Annotated in this window: 23 protein-coding genes; 14 read left to right on the top strand and 9 right to left on the bottom strand. The window is 67.3% G+C overall.

Features of this window, described 5'->3' with window-relative positions:
• Window positions 1-113: 113 nt before the first annotated feature.
• On the bottom strand, window positions 114-506 hold the full coding sequence (locus tag ACFTSF_RS18230) for a hypothetical protein (protein ID WP_380154860.1): 393 nt from the start codon (window positions 504-506) through the stop codon (window positions 114-116).
• Window positions 507-620: 114 nt separating this feature from the next.
• On the opposite strand from ACFTSF_RS18230, the gene ACFTSF_RS18225 reads away from it, so the two are divergent.
• The 4 genes from ACFTSF_RS18225 (at window position 621) to ACFTSF_RS18210 (ending at window position 5,138) form a co-directional block, all read left to right on the top strand.
• Window positions 621-1,298, top strand: coding sequence for a response regulator transcription factor (locus tag ACFTSF_RS18225; RefSeq protein WP_344158816.1), 678 nt, complete (start codon window positions 621-623; stop codon window positions 1,296-1,298).
• Window position 1,299: 1 nt separating this feature from the next.
• Window positions 1,300-2,835 carry a sensor histidine kinase gene (locus tag ACFTSF_RS18220; RefSeq protein ID WP_380154859.1) on the top strand — a complete coding sequence of 512 codons (1,536 nt, stop codon included), beginning with the start codon at window positions 1,300-1,302 and terminating at the stop codon, window positions 2,833-2,835.
• A gap of 115 nt (window positions 2,836-2,950) precedes the next feature.
• Complete coding sequence (locus ACFTSF_RS18215; protein WP_380154858.1) at window positions 2,951-3,688, top strand: peptide deformylase; 738 nt, start codon at window positions 2,951-2,953, stop codon at window positions 3,686-3,688.
• A gap of 106 nt (window positions 3,689-3,794) precedes the next feature.
• Complete coding sequence (locus ACFTSF_RS18210; RefSeq protein ID WP_380154857.1) at window positions 3,795-5,138, top strand: FAD-dependent oxidoreductase; 1,344 nt, start codon at window positions 3,795-3,797, stop codon at window positions 5,136-5,138.
• A gap of 3 nt (window positions 5,139-5,141) precedes the next feature.
• Here the strand turns inward: ACFTSF_RS18210 and ACFTSF_RS18205 are convergent, their stop codons facing one another.
• The 3 genes from ACFTSF_RS18205 to ACFTSF_RS18195 all read right to left on the bottom strand — a co-directional run bounded on the left by ACFTSF_RS18205 (window position 5,142) and on the right by ACFTSF_RS18195 (window position 9,250).
• Window positions 5,142-5,765, bottom strand: coding sequence for a VOC family protein (locus ACFTSF_RS18205; protein WP_380154856.1), 624 nt, complete (start codon window positions 5,763-5,765; stop codon window positions 5,142-5,144).
• Window positions 5,766-5,885: 120 nt separating this feature from the next.
• The gene (locus ACFTSF_RS18200) at window positions 5,886-8,672 is read right to left on the bottom strand and encodes a hypothetical protein (protein WP_380154855.1); all 2,787 of its coding nucleotides are present in this window, start codon (window positions 8,670-8,672) and stop codon (window positions 5,886-5,888) included.
• Window positions 8,669-9,250, bottom strand: a complete 582-nt coding sequence (locus ACFTSF_RS18195) for a hypothetical protein (RefSeq protein WP_380154854.1) — start codon at window positions 9,248-9,250, stop codon at window positions 8,669-8,671. The genes ACFTSF_RS18200 and ACFTSF_RS18195 overlap by 4 nt, the downstream gene beginning before the upstream one ends.
• 295 nt (window positions 9,251-9,545) lie before the next feature.
• Here ACFTSF_RS18195 and ACFTSF_RS18190 point away from each other — a divergent pair, with 295 nt between their 5' ends.
• The 6 genes from ACFTSF_RS18190 to ACFTSF_RS18165 all read left to right on the top strand — a co-directional run bounded on the left by ACFTSF_RS18190 (window position 9,546) and on the right by ACFTSF_RS18165 (window position 13,532).
• Window positions 9,546-9,977, top strand: coding sequence for a hypothetical protein (locus ACFTSF_RS18190; protein WP_380154853.1), 432 nt, complete (start codon window positions 9,546-9,548; stop codon window positions 9,975-9,977).
• Window positions 9,974-11,203 carry an Nramp family divalent metal transporter gene (locus tag ACFTSF_RS18185; protein ID WP_380154852.1) on the top strand — a complete coding sequence of 410 codons (1,230 nt, stop codon included), beginning with the start codon at window positions 9,974-9,976 and terminating at the stop codon, window positions 11,201-11,203. The genes ACFTSF_RS18190 and ACFTSF_RS18185 overlap by 4 nt, the downstream gene beginning before the upstream one ends.
• Window positions 11,200-11,487 carry a hypothetical protein gene (locus ACFTSF_RS18180; RefSeq protein WP_380154851.1) on the top strand — a complete coding sequence of 96 codons (288 nt, stop codon included), beginning with the start codon at window positions 11,200-11,202 and terminating at the stop codon, window positions 11,485-11,487. Before ACFTSF_RS18185 ends, ACFTSF_RS18180 begins: the two co-directional genes overlap by 4 nt.
• Window positions 11,474-11,788, top strand: a complete 315-nt coding sequence (locus ACFTSF_RS18175; RefSeq protein ID WP_380154850.1) for a hypothetical protein — start codon at window positions 11,474-11,476, stop codon at window positions 11,786-11,788. The genes ACFTSF_RS18180 and ACFTSF_RS18175 overlap by 14 nt, the downstream gene beginning before the upstream one ends.
• Before the next feature lie 68 nt (window positions 11,789-11,856).
• Window positions 11,857-12,864: a 1-aminocyclopropane-1-carboxylate deaminase gene (locus tag ACFTSF_RS18170; RefSeq protein ID WP_380154849.1), complete on the top strand. Its 1,008-nt coding sequence runs from the start codon at window positions 11,857-11,859 to the stop codon at window positions 12,862-12,864.
• A gap of 11 nt (window positions 12,865-12,875) precedes the next feature.
• Window positions 12,876-13,532 (top strand): GntR family transcriptional regulator, encoded by a 657-nt coding sequence (locus tag ACFTSF_RS18165; protein ID WP_380154848.1) that lies wholly within the window; start codon window positions 12,876-12,878, stop codon window positions 13,530-13,532.
• Between the two features lie 9 nt (window positions 13,533-13,541).
• On the opposite strand, the gene ACFTSF_RS18160 is transcribed toward ACFTSF_RS18165, so the two are convergent.
• Entirely contained in the window at window positions 13,542-14,657 is a 1,116-nt protein-coding gene (locus tag ACFTSF_RS18160; protein WP_380154847.1) for a serine hydrolase domain-containing protein, read from the bottom strand.
• A 146-nt stretch (window positions 14,658-14,803) separates the two neighbouring features.
• Here ACFTSF_RS18160 and ACFTSF_RS18155 point away from each other — a divergent pair, with 146 nt between their 5' ends.
• Window positions 14,804-15,514, top strand: coding sequence for a GNAT family N-acetyltransferase (locus ACFTSF_RS18155; protein ID WP_380154846.1), 711 nt, complete (start codon window positions 14,804-14,806; stop codon window positions 15,512-15,514).
• Here the strand turns inward: ACFTSF_RS18155 and ACFTSF_RS18150 are convergent.
• Genes ACFTSF_RS18150 through ACFTSF_RS18140 form a run of 3 tightly spaced genes read right to left on the bottom strand, consistent with a single transcriptional unit; the run spans window position 15,477 to window position 17,307 of the window.
• The gene (locus tag ACFTSF_RS18150) at window positions 15,477-16,214 is read right to left on the bottom strand and encodes a DUF4184 family protein (protein ID WP_380154845.1); all 738 of its coding nucleotides are present in this window, start codon (window positions 16,212-16,214) and stop codon (window positions 15,477-15,479) included. The two genes, ACFTSF_RS18155 and ACFTSF_RS18150, sit on opposite strands and share 38 nt — an antisense overlap.
• Before the next feature lie 26 nt (window positions 16,215-16,240).
• Entirely contained in the window at window positions 16,241-16,975 is a 735-nt protein-coding gene (locus ACFTSF_RS18145) for a hypothetical protein (protein WP_380154844.1), read from the bottom strand.
• Window positions 16,972-17,307, bottom strand: coding sequence for a PadR family transcriptional regulator (locus ACFTSF_RS18140; protein WP_380154843.1), 336 nt, complete (start codon window positions 17,305-17,307; stop codon window positions 16,972-16,974). The genes ACFTSF_RS18145 and ACFTSF_RS18140 overlap by 4 nt, the downstream gene beginning before the upstream one ends.
• 119 nt (window positions 17,308-17,426) lie before the next feature.
• On the opposite strand from ACFTSF_RS18140, the gene ACFTSF_RS18135 reads away from it, so the two are divergent.
• Together ACFTSF_RS18135 and ACFTSF_RS18130 are read left to right on the top strand one after the other, a co-directional pair.
• On the top strand, window positions 17,427-19,097 hold the full coding sequence (locus tag ACFTSF_RS18135; protein ID WP_380154842.1) for an alpha/beta fold hydrolase: 1,671 nt from the start codon (window positions 17,427-17,429) through the stop codon (window positions 19,095-19,097).
• Between the two features lie 121 nt (window positions 19,098-19,218).
• Entirely contained in the window at window positions 19,219-21,126 is a 1,908-nt protein-coding gene (locus tag ACFTSF_RS18130) for a protein-arginine deiminase family protein (RefSeq protein WP_380154841.1), read from the top strand.
• Here the strand turns inward: ACFTSF_RS18130 and ACFTSF_RS18125 are convergent.
• Window positions 21,095-22,114, bottom strand: coding sequence for a saccharopine dehydrogenase NADP-binding domain-containing protein (locus tag ACFTSF_RS18125; protein ID WP_380154840.1), 1,020 nt, complete (start codon window positions 22,112-22,114; stop codon window positions 21,095-21,097). The two genes, ACFTSF_RS18130 and ACFTSF_RS18125, sit on opposite strands and share 32 nt — an antisense overlap.
• Window positions 22,115-22,184: 70 nt before the next feature.
• Between ACFTSF_RS18125 and ACFTSF_RS18120 the strand changes: the two genes are divergently transcribed.
• Window positions 22,185-23,120, top strand: coding sequence for a GlxA family transcriptional regulator (locus ACFTSF_RS18120; RefSeq protein ID WP_380154839.1), 936 nt, complete (start codon window positions 22,185-22,187; stop codon window positions 23,118-23,120).
• The last annotated feature ends 202 nt before the right edge of the window (window positions 23,121-23,322 follow it).

The raw sequence follows: 23,322 nt of genomic DNA, 5'->3' as shown, positions 1-23,322 counted from the left end.
CGTTCGCGGTGGATGGTGTGGCGGCGTCTCGCCGTACGAGCTCTTCCGAGCCCCTTCCGAGCGCTGACGAGCCGGCCGAGGGGCTCGGCCGGCTCGTGGGAGGGGGTGTTACGTCAGTTGTCGTCGCCACCCTTGTCGTCGTGGTGGTCGTCGGTGCTGTCGTTGCCCCGGTCATCGCTCCGGTCGGTGCCGCGGTCGTCGGAGTGGGTGTCGGGGCGGTTGGAGAGGAGCTTGCCGTTCGCGTCGTAGCTCAGCTCACGCCAGCCGGCCGTGGTGTGCACGTCCAGCTCCCACTTGCTGTCGTCCCAGTCGACGTCGGTCACGACACCACCCGGGACGTCCTTCACCGCCTGCTCGGCCGCCTTGGCGGCAGTCAGCGAACCGGTCGGTACGCCGGTCGTCGGGCTGGTGGCCGGCTTGTCGTCGGACTGGACGGCGTACGCGGTGGCGACGCCTCCGGTGGCGATGACGGCAGCGGCGGTCAGGGTCAGTACGAGGCGCTTCATCAGGCAGCCTTTCGGTCGGGGAACTCCTTGACGACCACCACAGTGCCGAGCCTGCCTGAGGCGCTCCTGAAGGAACCTGAAGCGGGCTTCAGGTGGGTCTGTCAGGCTGGGGGCATGCGGTTGCTGATCGTCGAGGACGAGAAACGGCTGGCCAATTCGCTCGCGAAGGGCCTGGTCGCCGAGGGATTCGTGGTGGACGTCGCGTACGACGGCCTGACCGGGCTGGACCGTGCGCTGAGCGGCGAACACGACCTGATCCTGCTCGACATCATGCTCCCCGGCCGGAACGGCTACCGCGTCTGCGCCGACCTGCGCGCGGCCGGCTCCGAGGTCCCGGTCCTGATGCTGACCGCGAAGGACGGCGAGTACGACGAGGCCGAGGGACTCGACACCGGCGCCGACGACTACCTGACCAAACCGTTCTCGTACGTCGTCCTGCTGGCCCGGATCCGCGCCCTCCTCCGCCGCCGAACCCGCGGTGCCGCGCCGGTGATCGAGCTGGGCGACCTCCGGCTCGAACCGGCCGCGCACCGGGTTTTCCGTGGGGACGACGAGGTGGAGTTGACGGCGAAGGAGTACGCCGTACTGGAGCATCTCGCCACGAACGCCGGCCAGGTCGTGTCGAAGACGCAGATCCTCGACCACGTCTGGGACGCGGCGTACGACGGTGACCCGAACATCATCGAGGTCTACGTCAGCGCCCTCCGCCGCAAGCTCGACACCCCCTTCGGCCGCAAGGCCATCACCACAGTCCGAGGCTCCGGCTACCGCCTAGCCCGGGACGGCGGCTGACATGCGCGGCTCCCTCCGAACCCGAACCACAGTCGCCGCAACGGCAGTGGTCGCCGTGGCCCTAGTCATCGCCGGCCTGGCCGTCGTACTCCTGCTCCGCGCCAACCTAGCCAGCCAAGCCCAGTTGCAAGCGGAAGTAACCGCCCAACAACTAGCCAGCCAACTGGCAGGCGGCACCCCCATCACCAAGCTAGACCTGGACGACGAACGCCCAGTCCGCATCACCAACGCCACCGGCAAAGTCCTAGCCACCAGCGAAAAACTAACTGCCATAGATGGCCGCCCAGTCCAACCACCCAGCGCGGCCCGCGCGGCCAACCCGCCCGCGACTACCCAGCCGGGCAACTCCAGCACGACCAGCCAGCCCACCTCCTCGGCGACGCGGCCCCCCACCCCCTCATCCACAGTCCCGAATGATGACGATGAGGGTGATGATGAGCGTGGGCGTGGGGGAGATGAGCCGGACGACGATGAGACCTCCACTCCGCAGCCTCAGCCGGGGCGGGTGGCTGAGGGGGATGCGGAGTACTCGACGGGTACGGCGACTGTTGACGGGCGGACGGCGGAGTACCGGTTTGCCGCGCTGAAGGTGACCCTCCCGGCCGGTGGTGGCGACGTAACTGTGCAGGCCGGTGCAGAGCTCGCGACAGCACGGGATGCGGTGTCGAGTGTCAGCCGCACGATGCTCATCGGACTACCGCTCCTGCTCGCGGTCGTTGCCTTGGTCACCTGGATGGTCACCCGCCGAGCACTCGCCCCGGTCGAGGCCATCCGCACCGAGCTCGCCGGAATCACCGCCGCCCGCGACCTCCGCCGACGCGTCCCAGTCCCCGACTCCCGCGACGAAGTAGCCCGCCTAGCCCGAACGACAAACGACACCCTGACCGCACTCGAGACCTCGGTAGCCCAGCAACGCGGTTTCGTCGCGGACGCGTCCCACGAACTCCGCAGCCCGATCGCCTCCCTCCGCACCCAACTCGAGGTAGCCGCCGCCCACCCCGAACTCCTGGAACTCGACGAACTGCTAGCCGACACAGTCCGCCTGCAGCACCTCGCCGCCGACCTCCTCCTGCTCGCCCGCCTCGACGCCGGCGATCACCCCGACCCCGAACGCATCCAGGTCACCGACCTCGTCCGCGACGCCGTCGAAGGCCGCACCGCCCGCCTCGACCTCACCGCCGAACCAGTTGTCCTAGGCAACAAAACCCGCCTGTCCCGGATCCTCGGCAACCTCCTCGACAACGCCGAACGCCATACCCGGCAAGAGGTCCGAGTCGTCGTCAGTTCCACCGGCGGCCAGGCCGTGATCCAGGTGCAGGACGACGGCCCCGGCGTACCGGAGGCCGATCGCGACCGGATCTTCGAGCGCTTCGTCCGCCTCGACGACGCCCGCAGCCGCGACGAAGGCGGCGCCGGCCTCGGCCTCGCGATCGCCCGCGACCTGGCCCAGGCCCACGGCGGCACCCTCACCGTCACCACCTCCCCCCAGGGCGGCGCCTCCTTCAACCTCCACCTCCCGCTCGCCCCGTCCTCCTAACAACAGGACGTATACGCCCTCCCGGCGCCAACGCCGGCCGCCGTTGAGCGTGCCGGCGGCGCGCAGTAGGTCTATACGTCCTGTCCGTCGGAGGACACCGGGCAGAATGGGGCGCATGGCCTTGACCCGGCGTACCTTGCTCACCGGTGCCGCGGCGTTGCCGCTGGCCGGTTCTGTCCAGACAGCCTCAGGAGTTGGCAACCACACGATGACCGATGCGCGTGCCGTGAAGGACCTGATCGAGGAACTCGTCGACAAGTACGGCGACGGTGGCGTGGCCCCGATCGTGTCGCTCGGCGACGCGGTACTGCGGCAGGTCGCGGAACCGTTCGACGGACAGGTGGACGACAACGTCCTGACCGAGTTCATCGCGCTCATGCAGCGGACGATGCGAGCGGCTCCCGGTGTCGGCGTGGCCGCGCCGCAGATCGGCGTACCGGTGCAGATCGCCGTACTCGAAGATCCGGCCACCGTCCCACCCGAGATCGCCGAAGCGCGGCACCGCTACAAGCTGGAGTTCTTCGCGGCGATCAACCCCACCTACCGCTCAGCCGGGCACAAGCGTCGCGGCTTCTACGAAGGCTGCCTGAGCATGCCCGGCTACACAGGTGTGGTGAACCGCTACTTCTCCGTCCACGCCAAGTACCTCGACCCGGCCGGCGAGACCCACCGCAAGACCTTCGAGGGCTGGCAGGCCCGAATCGTCCAGCACGAAACCGACCACCTCCGCGGCACGGTCTACGTCGACAAGCTCGAGACCCGTTCTCTCTGCACAACCGCCAACTACAGCGCCAACTGGGCCGACCCCGTCCCCACCAGGGCGGCCGAAGCCCTCGGCTTCGACCTCGACTAGCACACGAAGACGCCTTGTGAAATAAATCTCAAGGGCTGGAACCGGCCTGGGATCCAGCGATTCGCTCGTTAAAGTTAGGGCTACCTAACTCATTGGAGCGCTCGTTGTGAAGGATCTCCGCATCGCCGTCATCGGTGCCGGGCCAGCCGGTATCTACGCCGCCGACATCGTGACCAAGGAGCACCCTGGGGCCCAGGTGGACCTGATCGAACGGCTGCCCGCGCCGTTCGGACTCGTCCGGTACGGCGTCGCGCCGGACCACCCGCGGATCAAAGAGATCATCAAGGCGCTGCACCGGGTACTGAAGAACGAGCGGATCCGGTTCATCGGCAACGTCACCTACGGCGTCGACCTGAAGCTGGACGACCTGCGGCGGCACTACGACGCGGTCATCTTCGCCACCGGCGCGATCACCGACCGGCCGCTCGACATCCCGGGGATCGACCTGCGCGGCAACCACGGTGCCGCCGACTTCGTCTCCTGGTACGCCGGACATCCCGACGTACCGCGGGATTGGCCGCTCGAGGCGCGTGAGGTCGCCGTACTGGGGGCAGGGAACGTGGCCCTCGATGTCGCGCGGATGCTGGCCAAGCCGGCCGATGAGCAGCTCAGCACTGAGATCGCCGACAACGTGTATCAGGGCCTGAAGCTCAACCAGGCAACGGATATCCACGTGTTCGCGCGGCGCGGTCCGGCGCAGATCAAGTTCACGCCGATGGAGTTGCGGGAGCTGTCGCACTCGCCGTCGGTGGACGTGATCGTGCACCCGGAGGGCTTCGAGATCGACGAGGCGAGCCAGGCCGCGATCAGCTCCAGCAAGAGCACACGACTCGTCGTCGACACCCTGCTCAAGCACCTCGACGCCGAGCCGACCGGCGCACCGCACCGCATCCACATCCACCTCTGCCACGCGCCCGTCGAGGTGCTCGGCACGGACCGCGTCGAGGCCCTGCGGACTGAGAAGACCGAGCTCCAGGGTGACGGCACCGCGCGGGGGACCGGCGTATACGTCGACACTCCGGTGCAGGCGGTCTACCGCGCTGTCGGGTACCTGTCGTCGCACCTCCCGGAGCTCCCGTTCGACCACCAGGCCGGCGTCATCACGAATGACCGCGGTCGGGTGCTCGACCTGGACAGCGTACCGCTCGAGGGTATGTATGTCACCGGCTGGATCAAGCGCGGCCCGATCGGCCTCATCGGCCACACCAAGTCTGACGCGGCCGAGACGATCACCAGCTTGCTCGCCGACCTCGACACCCTGCCGAGCCCCGAGGAGTCCGACCCGGACGCCATCCTCGAGCACCTTCGTGCGAACGGTGCAGTGATCGTCGACGCGGCCGGCTGGGCCCGCCTGGACGCCCACGAGATCGCCCTCGGCGAACCCCACGGCCGCGAGCGCATCAAGGTCGTCCCGCGCGAAGACATGCTCCGCGCGGCGACTGCGGAGTAGCTGCTACTCCGGCAGTTCCTGGCCGGTCCGGTCCGCAACCATGTACGACGCGTACCAGGCCGGCCACTCCTCGTCGTACTCCCCGCCATGCCGCTTCTCGTGCTCCCCATGCGCGGCGGCAGCCCGCTTGAGCGCCTCGGCAAGATCGTCAGCCGATGCATAGGTCGCCTCAGTCACGCGACCCGGCAGCCTGGTGGTCACTTCCTGAAGCAACCACGTGTTCCCGTCGGGATCCTGGAACGTCGCGAACGAGCCATAACTCCCGCCGTTCTCATCCCGCCCCTTCGCACGATCCGCGACCCCCGCCGCGAACTGCGCACCAGGCGCACCCGGATGGAACACCTCACTGACCTCGACACCCAGCTTGCTCAACTCACCCCGAGCCGCCTCGATGTCATCCACCACCAAGTAAAGCCCCTGCGCGGAACCAGGCTCAGCCGTAGTCACCGCCGTACCGAACTGCACCGAAGCCGGCGACCCCGGCGGCGTGAACTGCACGATCCGAAACCCGTTGTCAAAGGCAAAGTCCGCATCCAGCCGCCACCCCAGCCCGGCGTAAAACTCCTTAGCCCGATCCACCTCGGCAACCGGAACAACAACCGCCTCAAGCTTCAGCTCGACGCCCATCGCTCTCTCCTCCTGTGGTCAGCCCCGCTCTAGGGTCTTCAACCCTCTCAGCAGGCGCTCCATTCCACAGGATCGAGGACCAGGTCGTGGCCGGTACCGCGACCTGGTCCCCAGCAAAGGTCAGTGCCGAGCGCGCCGACGGATCAACCCCGTCGCCCCGACCGCCACCGCAAACAACGCCAAGCCCGCGAACAACCGAACCCAGCTACGCCCACCCTCACCAGTAGCCCCCGCCAACTTCAACGAGTAGGCAGTAGCACTAGCGGCCCCCTCCGGAGCCCCATAAGGCATCCCCTCAGCCTTGGCCCGATGAGCCGCCGCCGACAACATCCCGTACCGGCGTCCGAAGTCGAGCGCAGTATCAGCACCCTTCTTCTGCAACACCTGCGCACCCTCAGCCGAAAGCCGCTTGGCCCCATCCGGGATCCCCGTTGCCTTGTCCGCAGCGGTCGTCAACCCTGCTGCCAACTTCCCAGATCCATCGGCCGCGGTTCCGATCCCCGTGGCCAACTCCTTGGATCCAGCAGCCAACTGATCAGTCCCGTCCTTCGCCGTCCCCAGGCCATTGGCCAGCTGCCCGGTCCCACCGGAGAGTAGGAACAGCCCGTTGTCCAACCGCTTGGTCCCAGCAACCAACACGCCAACACCAGCACTGAGCCGCCCCGTCCCGCTAGCGAGCGTCCCGGCCCCGGTCTTCAACTTCCCTGTCCCATCAGCCAGCGCCCCGGCTCCGGCTTTGAGCTGCCCGCTGCCAGTGACCAGCGAGCCCATGCCGCTGTCGACCTGATCCGCACCGTCTGACAGTTGGGTGAGTCCGGCAAGAAGGGTCTTGCCGCCGGCCTGGATCTGACCGACGCCTGCCTGCAGTCCGTTTATGCCGCCTCGCAGCGTCTTGTTGGTGGGATCGTCCTTCGGAGTACCGATGCCACCCTGCACCTTCGCCACGACCGTGGAGACGAGCTTGCTGACCGACGTGTCTACCAGCTGAAGCCCCTGGTCCAGTCCGGGCTTCGCGCCGGGTGCGCAGCCGGCCACCTGATTGTCCAACCCGCACTGGAGTTGGGTGAGTCCCGGTACGGCCCTCTCTGTCAGTCGACCCTTCAGGTACGCGAGCGCCACCTGAAGCTTGGCGGAATCCGGCAACGGCTCGTCCAGATCACCCGGACCGTCGCCAATCTCACCCAGCCGGCCGGCGACCGAGTCCAGGATCATCTTCTTGACCAGGTTCGACTCGGCGGTGCGGTTCCCTTCGCCCGCTGGTCCGTTCAGAATGGCTGCCGCGGCGCCGTAGCAGGCCTCGCTGTAGCCCCTCTCCTTGGACCTGCCGTTGCTGACGGCATCCAGAGCGTCCGACACACAGTGCACGCCGCCGCGCATCTTGTCGATGCCCGGGCCGGCTGCGTTGAGCTGACTCTTCAAACGCTGCAGTCCGCCGAGTAGTGTCGCCGGATTGTCGACCGAACCGATCCCAGCGCGAAGCTGTGAAATACCCGCGTGGAGTGGCTCGGCCTCCTTGGGCAGCGTGCCGATCTGGCCATACATCAGCGTCAGGCCGTCCTGGACGTCTTTCAGACCCCCGCTGACTCTATTCAATCCGTCGATCAGTTGCGGTGCCTTGCCGGTGGCCTGGGTCAGGCCGGAGGCGAGCTTGCCGGTGCCGGTCTTCAGCTTGCCCGCGCCGGCGTTTACGTCTTTGGTGCCCTTGGCCAGCTTGCCTGCACCGGTGTTCAGGTCGCCTGCGCCCTTCGCGAGCTTGTTTGCGCCGGTGTTCAGCTCCTTGGAGCCGTCGGCGAGTTTGCCTGCGCCGGTGTTCAGTTGGTCTGCGCCTGTGGCGGCTTCACCCATCTTGGTGCGGAGCAACGATGCTCCGGTGTCTAGTTTGCTGAGGCCGCCGGCTAGTTGGGCGAGGCTGGAGGAGACTTTGTTGGCGCCGGGGGCGATCTTGTTGGCCATGCCCTCGTTGAGGGTTTTGGCGCCGGCGTTCAGCTGCAGGAGGCCGCTGAGGAGTTTTTGGGAGCCGTCTCGGAGTTTGATGAGGTTGGTGTCTAGTTCGGTGCCGCCCTCGACTAGGTCGGTGCCTTTTTCGGCACCGCTCTCGTAGCCGGTTACTGCTGTTTTGAAGGTGGGGCTGTCTAGGGGGCTTACGGGGAGGGCGGTTAGTTCGGCTTCGGGGACTATGGCGTCCTTGACCTGGGCGGACCAGCCGAACTCTGCTGTCGCTGCGCCTACGGGTGGGAACAGGGTCACCGTGAAGCTGAGTTTGGTGCCGCCTTTGCCGTCGCCGGCTTTGTTGGCCTCGTTGGAGGAGACGTTGCCGAATTCGGGGGGTAGGACTGTGGTCAGTTGGCCGACCATGGGGATGACCACGTCAGCCTGTTCGGTGATCTGTTTGCCGTAGCCGTCGGTGACGGTTACCGGCTCGGAGCGGGCTGAGGTGTTTTCTACGACGTAGTGGGCTTCTAGGCGGCCCTTCTTGCCAACGACGTCTCCGGGCTTCTTGAGCTGCTTGCCGTTCAACGTATAGGTGACGGCTACCTTGATCGGGAGCTTCTTCTTGTCGAAGTCGCTGACGGTGCGGAGGCGTTGTTCGCCGTCGACTGTGGTGTCCACGGTCATCTTGCCGTCCTTGACCGAGTAGCCGCCCCAGCTGTCGAGGTTGCGGAGGCCCTTGGTGGAGACGGGGTTGGTGAGCTTGACCTTGCCGTTGCCGGTGAGGGCCAGTTGTTCGTAGATGCGGGCGGTGTCGACCTTGCCGCTCGGGTCGAGGCGGGCCTGCACGGTCTCGGTGTTGGTGACGGTCACCGGGTCGGCGGTCGCGCTTGCCAGGGCCGGTGAGGTGGTCAGGACGAAGACGGTCGGGACGGCGATGACGGCGGCCAGTCCTTGGGTGATCCGGCGGGCGGTCACGGACGTTCTCCTTCGGTGGTGGCGAACTCGCGGGTCGGTGCCTCAGGCTCGTCATCCGCGGGGGGAGCCTCGGTCTGGGCGGCGGCGGGTGCTCGGCCGGGCCATTGGAGCGAGGTCGCCAGGAACCCGATCCCAGCCGCGAGCAGTACGCCGGTCGCCGCCGACGGCGATTGCGCCAGGAACGCCGGGCTGTCCGCCGTGTAGCTCTCCTCGTAGACGGCCACCATCGCGGCCGCGCCGATCAGCAATGTCCACAAGGGCAGCCGGTTCCCCGAGCCCGCCGTGAACGCGACACAGACCGCCACCACGACGACCGCCGCGACCGCGCGCCCGGAAGCCGAGTCGGGCAGGTAGAGCGCCCGGACGGCGAATCCGAGCCAGGCCACGAACAGCCCGATCAGGAATCCGGTCGCTCGCTGGGCCGGGGTCCGTTCCTGTACCAGCCCCACCACACCCCCCAGGGCGCCGCCGACCAGTGCCACATGCTGCGTGTCCAGACCGAGCGCTTCCCCGACCAGACACAACAGACCCGCAACCACGGCCAGCAGAGCACCGCATAGCAAGGTACTGCGCTGCATTGAGTCCTCCACCTCACTGTCGGACTCCGGGACCCCCTCCGGAAAATCCAAGATTCACGTACTTGAACTACCGTTCAGTACGAAGCTGATGGACGTTCCTACCAGGGGGTAACCACCCCAGGCAATAACGAAGCGATACCGAGTCGTCAGGGGCTCGTAAATGTGGTCGAAAGCACCCGATTGCTCACGAAATTCAAGTGTTTGAAGGGCTTTCGGCCTGCTTTGCCAGGACATGTATGGCGCCGGGTACCGGGCAGACGATCGATCGGATGCCGATGGAGATTCGAGGTGCCGGGTGTGGCGTTGGGTGGCGGCAGGTTGCTGTCTGGCGGTGCTGCTGGCCGGGTGTGGTGACCCCGATCAGAAGCTGCGGGATGCGGCGGCGCAGTCCGCGCGGGAGGCGGCGTCCGAGGTTGAGATGACGCGGCTCGTGGTTGAGCAGCTGCAGACGCATCGGTTGTGGCAGCAGACCGCGAGGCAGATGGTGGCCGACGCCGAGAAGTCGCTGGAGACGGCGGCGAGTTCGTTCAGCGCGCAGCAGCCGTCGACGGCCGAGTCTCGTCGGCTCTACGAGCAGGTCGGTGCCGTCCTCGACGACGCGCAGAAGGCCGTGACGGCGACGCGGATCGCGTTGGGGGAGCAGGATCTCGCGGCCGCGGTTCGGGAGCTCGCCGTACTGCGGAAGTCGGGCGAGGAGCTGGACCGGATCGGGGAGCTGGCCAAGTGAAGAGGCTGCTCGCTGTCACGCTCGGGATCCTCACCGCGATCGGCGGGTTCGTCGACATCGGGGACCTGGTCACCAACGCACTCGTCGGAGCCCGGTTCGGGATGCGGCTGGCGTGGGTCGTGGTGGTCGGGGTCATCGGGATCTGTCTGTACGCCGAGATGTCGGGTCGCGTGGTTGCGATGTCCGGCCGTCCTGTGTTCGACCTGATCCGGGAGCGCCTTGGTCGTCGTACCGGACTGGTGACGCTGGTGGCGTCGTTCCTGGTCACGTTGCTGACGCTGATCGCGGAGATCGGTGGTGTGGCACTCGCCTTCGAGTTGGCTAGCGGAGTGAACTACCTGCTGTGGGTGCCGCTGGCGGCGGTGGCGGTCTGGCTGGTGGTGTGGCGGGTGAAGTTCTCCAAACTGGAGTCGGTCTTCGGGTTGATGGGATTGCTCCTGATCGTCTTCGCGGTCGCCGTCTTCAAACTCGGACCGGACTGGGGTCAGTTGGTGCACCAGGCAACGAATCCCCATCCGGTGGGGCACGAGACTTGGGGTACCTACGCGTATTACGCCATTGCCTTGTTCGGGGCGGCAATGACGCCGTACGAGGTGTTCTTCTTCTCGTCCGGTGGGGTCGAGGAGAAATGGAACCGCCGGAGTCTGGGCACGGTCCGGTCGAACGTCTTCATCGGATTCCCGCTGGGCGGTCTGCTCTCGCTGGCGATCGCGGCCTGCGCGGCCGTCGTTTTCCTGCCGGCCGGGATCGAGGTTGGGACGCTCGGTCAGGTGGCGCTGCCGGTGGCCGTTGCCTTCGGCAAGCTTGGGCTGGCGATCGCATTGATCGGCATCTTCGCGGCGACCTTCGGTGCGGCGCTGGAGACCGTGCTGTCGTGCGGGTACACGATCGCGCAGTACCGCGGCTGGCAGTGGGGCAAGTTCGTCCGGCCGCGGGAGGCGTCGCGGTTCCATGTGGTGATGATCGTCTGCCTGCTGTTGTCGATCCTGACGCTGCTGACCGCGGTCGATCCGGTGAAGGTCACCGAGTACTCCGTGGTCTTCGCCGCGATGGCGTTGCCGCTCACCTATCTGCCGATCCTGATCATCGCCAACGATCCGGACTACGTCGGACGCCAGACCAACGGCCGGGTGCGGAACTTCCTCGGCATCGGCTACCTGATCCTGCTGATCGTCGCGTCGGCCGCGGCGATTCCCCTGATGATCATCACGAAGGCGGGCCAATGAAGATCCTCCACGCCCAGCTGCACCTCCTCGACCGCCAGTTGATCGACAAGGGCAGTGGTCACCTGCTCGGCAAGGTCGACGACGTCGAGCTGGACCTCGACGCCGACCCGCCGGTCGTCACCGCCCTGATCTCCGGCGACATCCACATTCCCGCCGAGCAGATCGACAGCATCGACACCGCGGTGAAGATCGACCCGCGCGACCTGGTCCTGGATCCCCACGATGTCTGGGTCGAGCGGCACATCATCGACAAGATCCCCGGAGCCGGCGATGCGTCTGACTGACCTGCTCGGCTACCGAGTCACTGATGCCACCGGTACGGCGGTCGGTCGCGTCGCCGACGTCCGGGTGATCGAGGACGGTCTCCGGATCGACGGCCTGATCATCGTCGAGCGCCACGCCACTCAACTCTTCGGCTACGAGCGTCATGTCGGTCCTGCCTTGCTCCGCTGGCTGGTTCATCGGCACCTCGGCGGCGTCTGGTACCTGCCGTGGCGTGATGTCGCCGGGATCGACGACGACACCGTCACCCTCCGCAGTTCACGCTCCGATCTGCAGCCGCTCGAGGAGCTGGCTCGCTACTGACGGCTGGACAAAGGGCGGTCTTGTGCGCTCCAATATGCGATATATTGCACATCGCGGAGGAGTGAGAGATGGCCCTGGATGCCTTCGAGCGGTACCCGCTGCTGTTCGGCCCGAGCCCGATCCACCCGCTGGATCGGCTGACTGCCCATCTGGGTGGCGCGCGGGTCTGGGCCAAGCGCGAGGACTGCAACAGCGGTCTCGCGTACGGCGGCAACAAGACGCGCAAGCTGGAATACCTGGTCCCCGAGGCGTTGGCGCAGGGCGCGGACACCCTCGTGACCATCGGCGGCGTGCAGTCGAACCACACCCGGCAGGTCGCGGCGGTGGCGGCGAAGCTCGGGCTGAAGGCCGTGCTGCTGCAGGAGAGCTGGGTGGACTGGCCGGACCCGGTGAACGACAAGGTCGGCAACATCCTGCTGAGCCGGATCATGGGTGCTCAGGTGAAGCTGGTGGACGCCGAGTTCGGGATCGGGTTCAAGGACAGCTGGCACCGGGCTCTCGACGACGTGCGAGTAGCTGGCGGTACGCCGTACGCGATCCCGGCCGGTGCTTCGGACCATCGTCTCGGCGGTCTCGGGTTCGCGAACTGGGCCTACGAGGTGGAGCAGCAGGAGCGCGAGCTCGGGGTCTTCTTCGACACGATCATCGTCTGCAGTGTCACCGGTAGCACGCATGCCGGGATGATCGCCGGGTTCGCCGGTCAGGATCGGCCGCGGCGGGTGCTCGGGATCGACGCGTCGGCCAAACTCGCCGAGACCCAGGCGCAGGTGGAGAAGATCGCCCGGTCGACCGCCGAGCTGATCGGCCTCGGCCGCGACCTGCGCGACGACGAGATCACGGTGCTCGAAGGCTGGGCCGGCGACCTGTACGGCGTACCGGTCGAATCGACTCTGGATGCGATCCGGCTCACCGGGCAGCTCGAGGGGATGATCATCGACCCGGTCTACGAGGGGAAGTCGATGGCGGCTCTGATCGATCTGGTCCGGGACGGGGAGATCGGCAAGGACTCGAATGTGTTGTACGCGCACCTCGGTGGTCAGCCTGCCCTGAACGCCTACAGCGGTCTCTTCCGGTAAGTTGCGGTCGCATGCCGGTGCCGAAGGAACGTGCGGTCGTCCCGCGCTCACTGCTGCGCGAGGACGCCTACCGGGCGATCCGCGACGCGATCGTCACCGGTGAGCTCGCGCCCGGCGAACGCCTGAACGACGCCGACCTCTCTGACTGGCTCGGTGTCAGCCGGACGCCGGTCCGTGAGGCGCTTGCCCGACTCGAACAGGCCGGCCTGGTGCAGACCAAGCCTGGCCGCTACACGATGGTCAGCCCGCTCGACGCCCGCGCGCTGCGCGAGGCCCAGCTGGTCACCGCTGCCATGCATGAGCTTGCCGTCCGGGAAGCCGTCCCGCACCTGACCGCGACCGACCTTGCCGAGATGCGCGCCGCGAACGACCGCTTCGCTGCCGCATTGCACGCCGCAGATGTCGACGCCGCCCTGCAGGGCGACGACGACTTCCACGCGGTTCCGGTCCGTGTCAGTGCCAACCAGGCTGTCGCTGCGGTGCTCGATCAGTACACCCCGTCGCTGCGCCGGATCGAACGCCTCCGCTTCGGCTCCCTCAGCGGTCGCGAATCAGTTGCCCAGCACAACCTCATCGTCGAACTCTGCGAGGCCGGCGACGCGGAGGCTGCTGCCGAAGCTGCCCGAACCAACTGGCTGACCCTCGTACCGCTGATCGCCTCGCTGTAGCGTCCGGCGTCAACTGCAGAGCGCGGTGTCCAGAGTCTTGGACACCCTCCGTGCATCGTCCAGCGTGGTCGGCATCGCGGTGACCGCGAGGGCGGCCTCGCGACCGTCCGGTGTGACGGCGTTCCGCGTCTCGAAGCCGGGGATGTCACCGCCGTGTGTCCAGGCGAATCCACCGCAGGACAAGGGGAGTTTGGCGATCCCCAGCCCGTACTCACCGTCGCCGTTGACGTCCATGTCGGGGGCGTGCACGGTCCGCAGCATCTCCCGCAGCTGGGCCGGTTTCAGCAGCTTGCCGCTGATCACCGCGCTGAAGAAGCGGTTGAGGTCGGCAGGTGTGGCGATCATCTGACCGGCGGCCCAGCCCATCGACGGGTCCAGCTCGGTGACATCGGTCGCCTGACCGTCGGGCGTGGTCTTGTAGTACGCCTTCGGGTGCGGGCCGAGGATCCGCTGGTCGCCGACGGCCGGCCAGTACGTGTCGCGCAGGTCGAGGGGCTCGATCACCCGGCGGGTGATCTCCTCGCCGACCGGACGACCGGTGACCTTCTGAATGATCAGCCCGGCGAGGACGTAATTGGTGTTGCTGTACTCCCAGCTCGTGCCGGGCGGGAACAACGCCTTCTTCCGCAGGCCTTCGTCGACCATCTGCCGCGGCTCCCAATAGGTGTGCTGGAAGGGCAGATAGTCGGTACCGAAGATCTCGTCGTAGTCCGGGATGCCGCTGGTGTGCTGCAGGAGCTGGCGGACGGTGATGTTGCGGCCGTCGATGCCATCGCCCCGAACGAGTCCAGGCAGGTACTTCTCCACTGGCTGATCGAGACCGACCTTGCCTTCGCCAACCAGTTGCAGGACGACGACCGACGTGAATGTCTTGGTATTACTGCCGATCCGCACCCGGCTCGCCCGCGGAACCGGTCCAGCGGTATACGTCCGAACCTTGCCGGCCCGGTCCCGCACGGTCTCGATCGCACCAGGGAAACTCGGACCCTTCACCAGGGCGTCGAGACTGTGCTGCACCTCGCTCCGAGGGGCTGCCTCCGAGACCGCGGTGGTGCCGACGAGTGCAGTGACAGCAATGGCAGACGCGGCCAGCAGACCGAACCGGCGACGACGTGATGTGTACATCGGGGACTCCTTGGGATGGGCGAATTGTGAACACCCCAAACGCTAGAAACTCAACGCCCGCTGGACCATCCGGCCAGCCGGAGTCTTCGAGGTGGGGTTAACCCCACCTCGCAGAATTGTCGGAGTCATCTCGTAGGTTCGTTGCCATGAACGATCTTTTGCTGGCCAACAAGAACGGTGCCGCGTTCTGGCGTGCACTCGGGCGCGCTCGTGGCTACGAGGTGATCGAGCGGCCGAGTTTCGTCGCCGCGCTCGATCCCGTGCGCAACGGTCTCCGCGTGGTGCTCACGTCACCCGAGCCGCCGACGGCCGACCTCGACGAGCTGACCGAGCTGCTGAAGGCGCGGAGTTGGCCGCGCGTGACCATCGAGGACCCGTACGGCGTGGTCTCGCCGCCACTGATACCGGCCCGGCTACCGGTGATGACCCGCGCCGCCGCACCCGTCCCGGAGCCCACCGTCGAGGTGGTCCACGTGCAGACCGAGGAGCAGCTCGCCGAGGTCGACAAGATCGTGGTGGAAGGCTTCCCGATCCCACACTTCCAGCCGTCCGGGACGGCAGCCGCGATCGCGCCCGGTCTGCTCACCACACCGGGCTTCGATGCCTACCTGATCGCGGTCGATGGCCGATGGGCCGCCGCCGGTGCGACCATCACCCAGGAAGACGTGGCCGGCATCTACTTCGTCACCACCCTGCCCGAGTTCCGCGGCCAGGGCCTGGCCCGCCAACTCATGTACGGCGTACTCAGACAGCTCGATCCATTGCCGGTCACCCTGACCGCCGCGGAACCGGCGCAACACCTCTACCGGTCCCTCGGCTTCACGACGATCGCCGAAGCCACCTGGTGGTCCAGCTGACGACGGCATAGCCAAGGAGGGCGATCGTGAAGACTGCCCCGGCCCGCTTGACTGCGCCGGTCAGCACACCTTCGGCGACACCCGTCCAGGTGTCGCTCGCGGCCTGGTAGTCGTTGTAGTCAGCAGGGGCCAGGACGGCGGCGGCCAGCAGCGGGGCAGCGATCAGCAGGCCGACGACCAATAGACGTGTCGAAGTGCCGAGGCGAGGCGTCGTGTCATCGGGCGTACGAAGGGCGCCGCGATGCTTCCACAGGAACCAGCCGATGACGATCAGACCGAACGCCGTACTCGCGTACTGGAGCGCACGTGGTGCGGGAACGAAGTCAGCGTCAGTCAGGAAGTCCCAGAGGAGGTGCGTGGCGGCGCCGATCAGCGCGGAAACGATGAGCCACAAGACATGAGGGCGCTGCAACGGAGGGAGTGTGAGACCGAGCGCGGTAATCGGTGCCCTAAGCAACCAATAGACCGCGACCAGGACGACCGCGTAGAACAGATCGATCGGCAGTCCGCCGAGCGAATGGGTCATGGTCGCGTTCAGGAACGATCCGTACCAGTCGCCGGCATGCGTGGACCTGATGCCGACCGCGGTCAGGAAGTACGGCGCATCCGGCGCCATCGTCCCGGCGATGAGCGCCGCCGGGACGAAGGGGTGTCGCAGCAGCGGGAGCACCGCGGCCGGGTGGGCCAAGGTGAAGGGCATGAACGGAGCATAGTCACTTGAACGGACTATAGGGAAATCGCGGCGTGTATCAGGAAGAGCGGGGAGGCGACGGCCATCGCGACTAGGGTGCGGAGGCTCGCCCGCCGCGCGTAACAGACGACGCCGGTCAAAACCAAAGCCAGCAACGGCCAAGCGCCGTAATCCGTGCTGATGACAAACCCCCTGGTCAGCACCAACGCAGAGGGAAACCACGCCACCGCAGCCATGGCCCCGGCAACTGGCGATCGGCGACGCCGATCCGGCGGGCAGGCAACGATGACCACGGCAGTCAGTACGGCGGCAACCGCCTGCAGCGGGGAGTCGTACAGCCCGGGGGAGACCGTCCAGTCCGCGGCGAAACCCAGTAGACCCACGACGGCGCCGAGTCGCGAACGCCCCAGCACAGCAACGATTCCGCCAATGCACATCAACACCAGGAACAGCACATTCAGTCCCTGCCGAAGATCGGTCGTCACCAGGTGGCTCCAGGTCGAACCAGGCGAGAGCACGACCCCGGCGTACCAGCTCATCAACTGAATCCCGCCGTACGCCGCCGTGACGCCCAGTGCGAAGGGGGCAGCGAGCTCGAAGAATCGCCCACCGGCGGAGGCGGAGTCGAGTCTGAGCCGCACTCGCAGCGCGTGCGCGAGCAAGTCCGCATCCGCCCGGACCCGTGCGCCCCACGACAGACCGGCGGTCATTTCCCGATGGACGTCAAGGATCTCGGCGGCAGCCTGATAGCGACCCGGGTACAGCCTCATGTGGCGGGAGCAGTCCCACCGGCCAGTCGCCGGCGCATCTCCCGCGCTGTCGCGGCCAGCCGCTCGGCCTCGGTCTCGAGCCGTTCGCGTCCGGTCGAGGTCAGGGCGAAGATCCGGCGCGCTCGCCCGCCGACGACCTCCTCGCGTTCCACGGAGATCAGACCGTCGGCCAGCAGTCGGTCCAGAGCGCCGTACAGTGCACCCGTCCGGGGTGCGACCCGGCCGTCGGTGATCGCCTTGACCTCCTGGGCGATCGCGTAGCCGTGGCGGGACTCGTTCGCGAGGGCTGTCAGCAACAGCAACGCCAGTTCCTGCATCCCGCGGTCGGTCATGCGGCCAGGCTACTGGCTCCTGGATCTTCACGAGATCCCTATCTTCTGCTGATCATCACCTCATCGCCGTGTCACTAGCGTCACAGCCTTCTGACGTTGAGTGATCGGAGAGGCAGCAGATGAAGAGACGACCACGGTTGGCGCGAGTCGTGGGACTGACGGCCGGTCTGGCGATCGCCACCGGATCCTTGACGGTGGTACCGGCGAGCGGAGCCGCAGATCAGGCGCTCGCGGCGTACTACAACCAGAAGGTGGAGTGGGCGGCCTGCGTGGCCGGTACGGCGCCGCCCGGCATCCCGCAGGACGAGTGGGAGAAGGAGTTCGCCGGGCTGGATTGCGCGACCATCGTCGTACCGCTGAACTACAAGAAGCCCGCCGACGGCAACCTGTCGATCGCGATCAGCCGCCGGAAAGCCGCCGACCCGGCCAAACGGCAAGGCGTGCTGTTGCTGAACCCCGGCGGCCCGGGCGGTCCCGGTCTGACGATGCCGAACTGGATGCAGGAGCAGAAGATCGCGGGCCCGTTCGACCTGATCGGCTTCGACCCGCGCGGTACCGGCCGGTCGACGGCGTTGGAGTGTGAGGTTCCGCCGATCCTGCCGATCTTCGAGACCCGGCCGACCGACGCGCAGATCGCGCAGATCGCGGCCGACGCGGAGGCGATGGAGAAGGGCTGCGAGGCGGCCGGCGGCGGCATCCGCAAGTACATCAGCACGGCCAACACCGCCCGCGACATGGACGTCATCCGCAGCGTTCTGGGCGAGAAGAAGATCAACTTCCTCGGCTACTCCTACGGCACCTACCTCGGCGCGGTCTACGGCTCGCTCTTCCCGAGCAAGCTGAACCGCTCGGTGCTCGACTCCTCGATGCACCCGGACTGGCTCTACTACGAGCAGGCCAAGCAGGTCTCGGTCGCGGCCAAGGAGAACTACGAGGCACTCGCGACCTGGTTGGCCGAGCGCGACAGCCGCTACCATTTCGGCAAGACGCTCGCCGAGGTGACGGCGACCCTGAACCTGGTCCGAGCGAGGCTCGCGGTGCGGCCGGTACCCTGGCCGATCCCGGGCGCCGGTACGCCGGTCGACGGCGTCTTCTTCGACATCATTCTCGGTGGGTCGGGCTACCGGCCGATGTGGGACCTGGCGGCGGAGCTGATCGGGTTGATCCGTGATGCGGCGAACGCCCCAGAGGGCAAGCGCAAACTGAGCGAGGACGCGGGCAAGGCGCTGAAGATCGTCTACGGCGAGATCAAGGAGACCTACAACGGCGTCTTCCCGGCGGTGAGCTGCGAGGCGGTCTGGTCGAAGGACCCGAAGGGGTACGCGGAGCAGATGCGGATCTTCCGCGAGAAGTACCCGTATGGTCCGGGCGCGATGCAGGCAGGCCCGACCAACTGCACCTACGCCAAGTGGACTCCGCAGGAGAAGCTGGTCGACCTCAAGCGCAAGGGTTACCCGGTCGGTCTGGTGATCGGCGCCGAGTACGACCCGGCCACCCAGTACGACGGCTCACCCGCGATGGCGTCCGCGCTCAACAACCAGCTGATCTCGGTCAAGGACGAGGGCAGCCACGGTCAGTACGGCGGTAACGCGTGCGCCACCCAGAAGATCGACGACTACCTGATCAACGGCATCCTGCCGGGCTCGCGCACCACGTGCGACGGCGCGCCACGGCCCGACCTACCGGCTGACGGCACGGCGGGCGCGTCTGCGGCGAAGCGGCCGACCGGCTCACTCGCCGATCGGGCCGCCGAAGCAGTTGCCCAAGGCAAGTCCGCCTGGCGGCACTGAACCTAGCCTGCGCCCGTCAACCGGCAAGGAAGGTCGACGGGCCAGGTGCCGCGCTCAGAACCGGACGAAGTGTGGACGCCGGGCTGACAATTCCCTGACAACCGGCCGAGAGCATGACCGCATGCTTGCACGCACACTCCTGTTCCTGACCACATCCGGGGCGCTCGCGCTCGGAGCCCCGCTGGCAACCGCCGGTACGACGTACGCCGGGCTGCGCGTGGATACGCCGCGCGGCCTGTTCCTGGCCAACCTCGATGACGACGGCGGCCGCTGTCATGATGCAGCGCGGAAGATCGCCGCCGACGCGGTCGACCGGGAAGCGGCCAATGACGACGCGTTCTACAAGCGTCGTGAAGAGCTGGAGAAGTTGCCCGACAAGGAGGAGGCCGAGCGTCTGTACCAGGAACTCGTCCGCTCACATCGCAAGAAGCAGAACCTGGCCGACCGCGAGTTGGCGGCGTGTAATGACGCTGCCGACACCGTGGTGAACGGCCGTAAGGACGCACTCGATCTGGCGCGGATCCACACGATCCCTCAGCCAACCGTGCCGAACTCGGCGGTTGGTTCGTTGCGGGTTTCGCAGCCAGATCGGGTGCATCTATTCATCAAGCGTGGGGCGTGGGAGCTGGTGACTAGGGAGACGCGGCTGACGGCTGACGAGTTGCGGCGGGGCGCCGAGCTGGGGATCGAGGGGCGCGACATCATCCGCGACACTGCCCAGTGGGACGGTTCGATCGACGTCACGTTGAGCGTCTCCGGCGGTGCGTCGAGCACGGTGACGATGCACGAGGCGCCCGTGCTGACCCAGCTGAACACGCAGCGGCTCGAGCAGGTCATCACCGGGAAGCCGTCCGATGACGATGCCGAGGGCAAGCAATGGCGTGCGGACACTGCTGCGGTGATCAAGAAACCTGCTGGGCTGCGCCAGCTCGATCTGAGCGGTGACCAGTGGGCGCAGGACATCTTCGAACCGGCCTACACCTCGATGCCTGGCGCGGACGGTCGCCCGCAGGGGATGAAGCTGCTGATCGGTTCGGTGAACGACGATCGCCGAGTCGCCTCCCGAGTGATGTTCACCGAGCTCGCCGGTTCGGATGTCGGCGGCATCCACGTCGAGCACGTCCCGACCTCGACCGAGAACAACAGCTACGACTCGATGGGAAACCTCGAGACGATTCCCGCCACCTCGTCGTACCCGAACGGCCGTGTGGTGATCGGCGGTGACGGGCTCGCGCCGGGGAAGACCGGTCCGGCGCCCGAGATGCTTACGCTGCTGAAGTCCCAGGGGCTGCAGGATCCGATCTCACTCGACACCTCGTGGCTGACGATCGGGCACGTCGACGAGTTCATCCAGTTCGTCCCGGTGCCGGGGAGTCGGCTCGGCTGGAAAGCGGTCGTCGCGGATCCGACGGCCGGGCTGAAGCTCCTCGACCAGGTGCAGAAGGCCGGGCGCGGTGGCGACAAGCTGCACGGCAACCTGCCGCCGCTGGAATGGCCGTACGACGGGCGCATCGACCAGCGGACGACGAGCGAGTTCCTCGCCGACAAGCAGTTCGTCGAGACCAACGAGCGGGCGGCTGAGCGGATCGCGGCCAACCTCGACGTACTGCGGTCGAAGGCTGGACTGACCGAGGCTGACCTCGTGCGGGTTCCTTCCCTCTACACCGCGCGCTCGTTGGACTGGGGCATGCTCGAGACCACGGTTCGCTCGATGCCGGAAGGACCGGCCAAGGAAGCGAAGCGGGCCGAGCTGAACGCGATGCGGGACGGTGTCGCCGAGGTGCCCGGGACGGTCAACGGCCTGGTGCTGAACGCCGGCCAGTACGTCGCACCGAAGCCGTTCGGCCCGGTTCTCGGCGGCAAGGATCTGTTCGCCGAGGCGATCACCAAGGCCTTCCGCAAGATCGGCTACCAGGTCACCTACGTCAATGACCTGACCAGCACCCACGTCTCCGAGGGCGAGATCCACTGCGCCACGAACACGCTCCGGGACGGCCTCACGAACCGTTGGTGGACGAAGCAATCGTGACCGTCAGATAAGGCGCCAGCTCGTCGAGGAAGTCGGCCGGGTCGAACATCGCCCCGGCCGACGCCACTCCCGTCGTACGACCCTCGCCCGCCAGCAGACGCCGTACGGCGCCGACTGCAAGTGGGGCCGTGATTGCGTAGATGTCCTGGCCGTGGGCGGTCGCGCGTAGGTCGCCCTCGGGGGTGCGGATCAGGACGTCGACTACGAAGGTCTGATCGGACCGGCCGAGCTCATCGACGGCCTTCGGGGCGGGGGTGTCTGCCCCAGCCAGATCACCGGCCGCCTCGAGTGTCATCGCGGTCCGCAGCTTCGGTACGGCGATATGACTCGGGATGGTCACCACGTCGGCCATCGTGAACTCCTTGACCACCCGGCGAGTGCCCAGTGGTTCCGGGAAAGGCCAGTCCTCCTGGCTCGGCTGATCGTCGTGGTACTGCAGCTCGCCATCGGCGAAGCGGACGCGGCGGCCGTTCCGCCGGTCGTGCGAGATCTGACCCGCGATCCGCGTACCCGGCGTGGGGTGCCAGCTGCTCAGCCCGTACGCGACGATCACCTCGTCGGCGCTGGTCCGGTCGCCGAGCGCAGCGCTGACGAGGAGGTCGCCGAGTCCGCCGTAGAACGCCATCGCCGGCACGATCGGGGTCGTTGCATCCCGGTGGGCCGCGAAGGTGTCCACGTTGGCCTCGATCTCCGCGGCCACATCGACGTACGGGATGCCGGCGCGGACGGCGGCGGCCGAGACCGCTGCGCCGGTCAGCGCGAACGGGCCTGCGGTGTTGATGACCGCGTCCGCGCCGATCAGGGCGGCGTCCAGCGCGTGGCTGTCGTCCGCTGCGGCCGGGCGGGCCTCGAAGTCGGGCCACTCGGCCTTCAGCGCCTCGGCGTTCCGGCCGGACACGATCGGCGTGAACCCCTGCCGGACCAGCTCCGCCACCACGAAACGGCCAGTGTGCCCAGTTGCGCCGTACACGGCGATTGTCTTCGTCATGCCTTGAGTCTGTCGGGTGTGAAGCCCCGGCGGGAGCGTCCGGAACGACACCATGCGTACACTTTCGGACATGCATACCGTTGCGGTCGCCGCGGCCGGGCAGCTCCTGCACTTCGAGCTCGGCGCCGCCTACGAGATCTTCGGCAATCCGCCGGTCGACACACCGGACTGGTACGACGTCCGGTTGTGCGGACCGGGGCCGATCCGGGTCGGGCCGTTCCTGGTCGAGCCGGATCACGGGCTGGACGCGTTGGCCGCCGCGGACACGGTGATCGTGCCGGCCTGTGTCGATGTCGACGTACCGCCGCCGGGGGAGTTGGTCGAGGCCGTGCGGGCGGCGTACGACGCGGGTGCGCGGGTGGCGTCGTTGTGCACGGGCGCGTTCGTCCTGGGCGCGGCCGGGTTGCTGGATGGGCAGCGGGCGACGACGCACTGGGCGCACGCCGAGCAGCTGAGCCGGGCGTTCCCGGCCGCCGAGGTCGATCCGGATGTGCTCTACACCGACAACGGTCGCGTGCTGACCGCCGCCGGGAAGGCGGCTGCGGTCGACCTGTGCCTGCATCTGGTGCACCTGGATCGCGGGGCGGCCGTGGCCAACGCGGTCGCCCGGCGCCTCGTCGTACCGCCGCATCGTGCTGGTGGGCAGGCCCAGTTCGTGTCCAAGCCGATCCAGCCGGCCGACGAGCACGCGCTGTCCCGCCTGCTCAACTGGGCCGAAGAGCGCCTCGACCAACCGCTGACCGTCACCGACCTCGCCCGCGAAGCCAACACCAGCCCGCGGCACCTGGGCCGCCTCTTTCGCGCCACCACCGGCGAAGCCCCACTCCAATGGCTTCTGACTCGCCGCGTCCGCCGCGCCCAAGAGTTGCTAGAAGCAACCAACGACACGATCGACACCATCGCCACCGCCACCGGCATGGGCACCCCCACCACCCTCCGCCGCCAGTTCAAACGCACCGTAGGCGTCTCCCCGAACACCTACCGCCAAACCTTCCGCACCGCCTAACCCCTCCGCCCCCCGCCCCGGCCGCCGCCCTCCGCCCTCCGCCCTCCGCCCTCCGCCCCGGCCCCCGCTCCTCCCGCGAGCACGGGCGAGCGGCATTTGGTGGGTGAACCCCAAGGCCGGTTAGTTAGTGGTCAGGGTGGTGTGTCAAGGATGTCGATGGTGATGGTGGCTTTGTAGGTGGTGCGGTTGATTTTTGCTTGTT

The organism is Kribbella sp. NPDC056951, assembly GCF_042674205.1.
GTDB lineage: Bacteria > Actinomycetota > Actinomycetes > Propionibacteriales > Kribbellaceae > Kribbella > Kribbella yunnanensis.
This window is presented reverse-complemented; position numbering and strand designations above follow the sequence as displayed.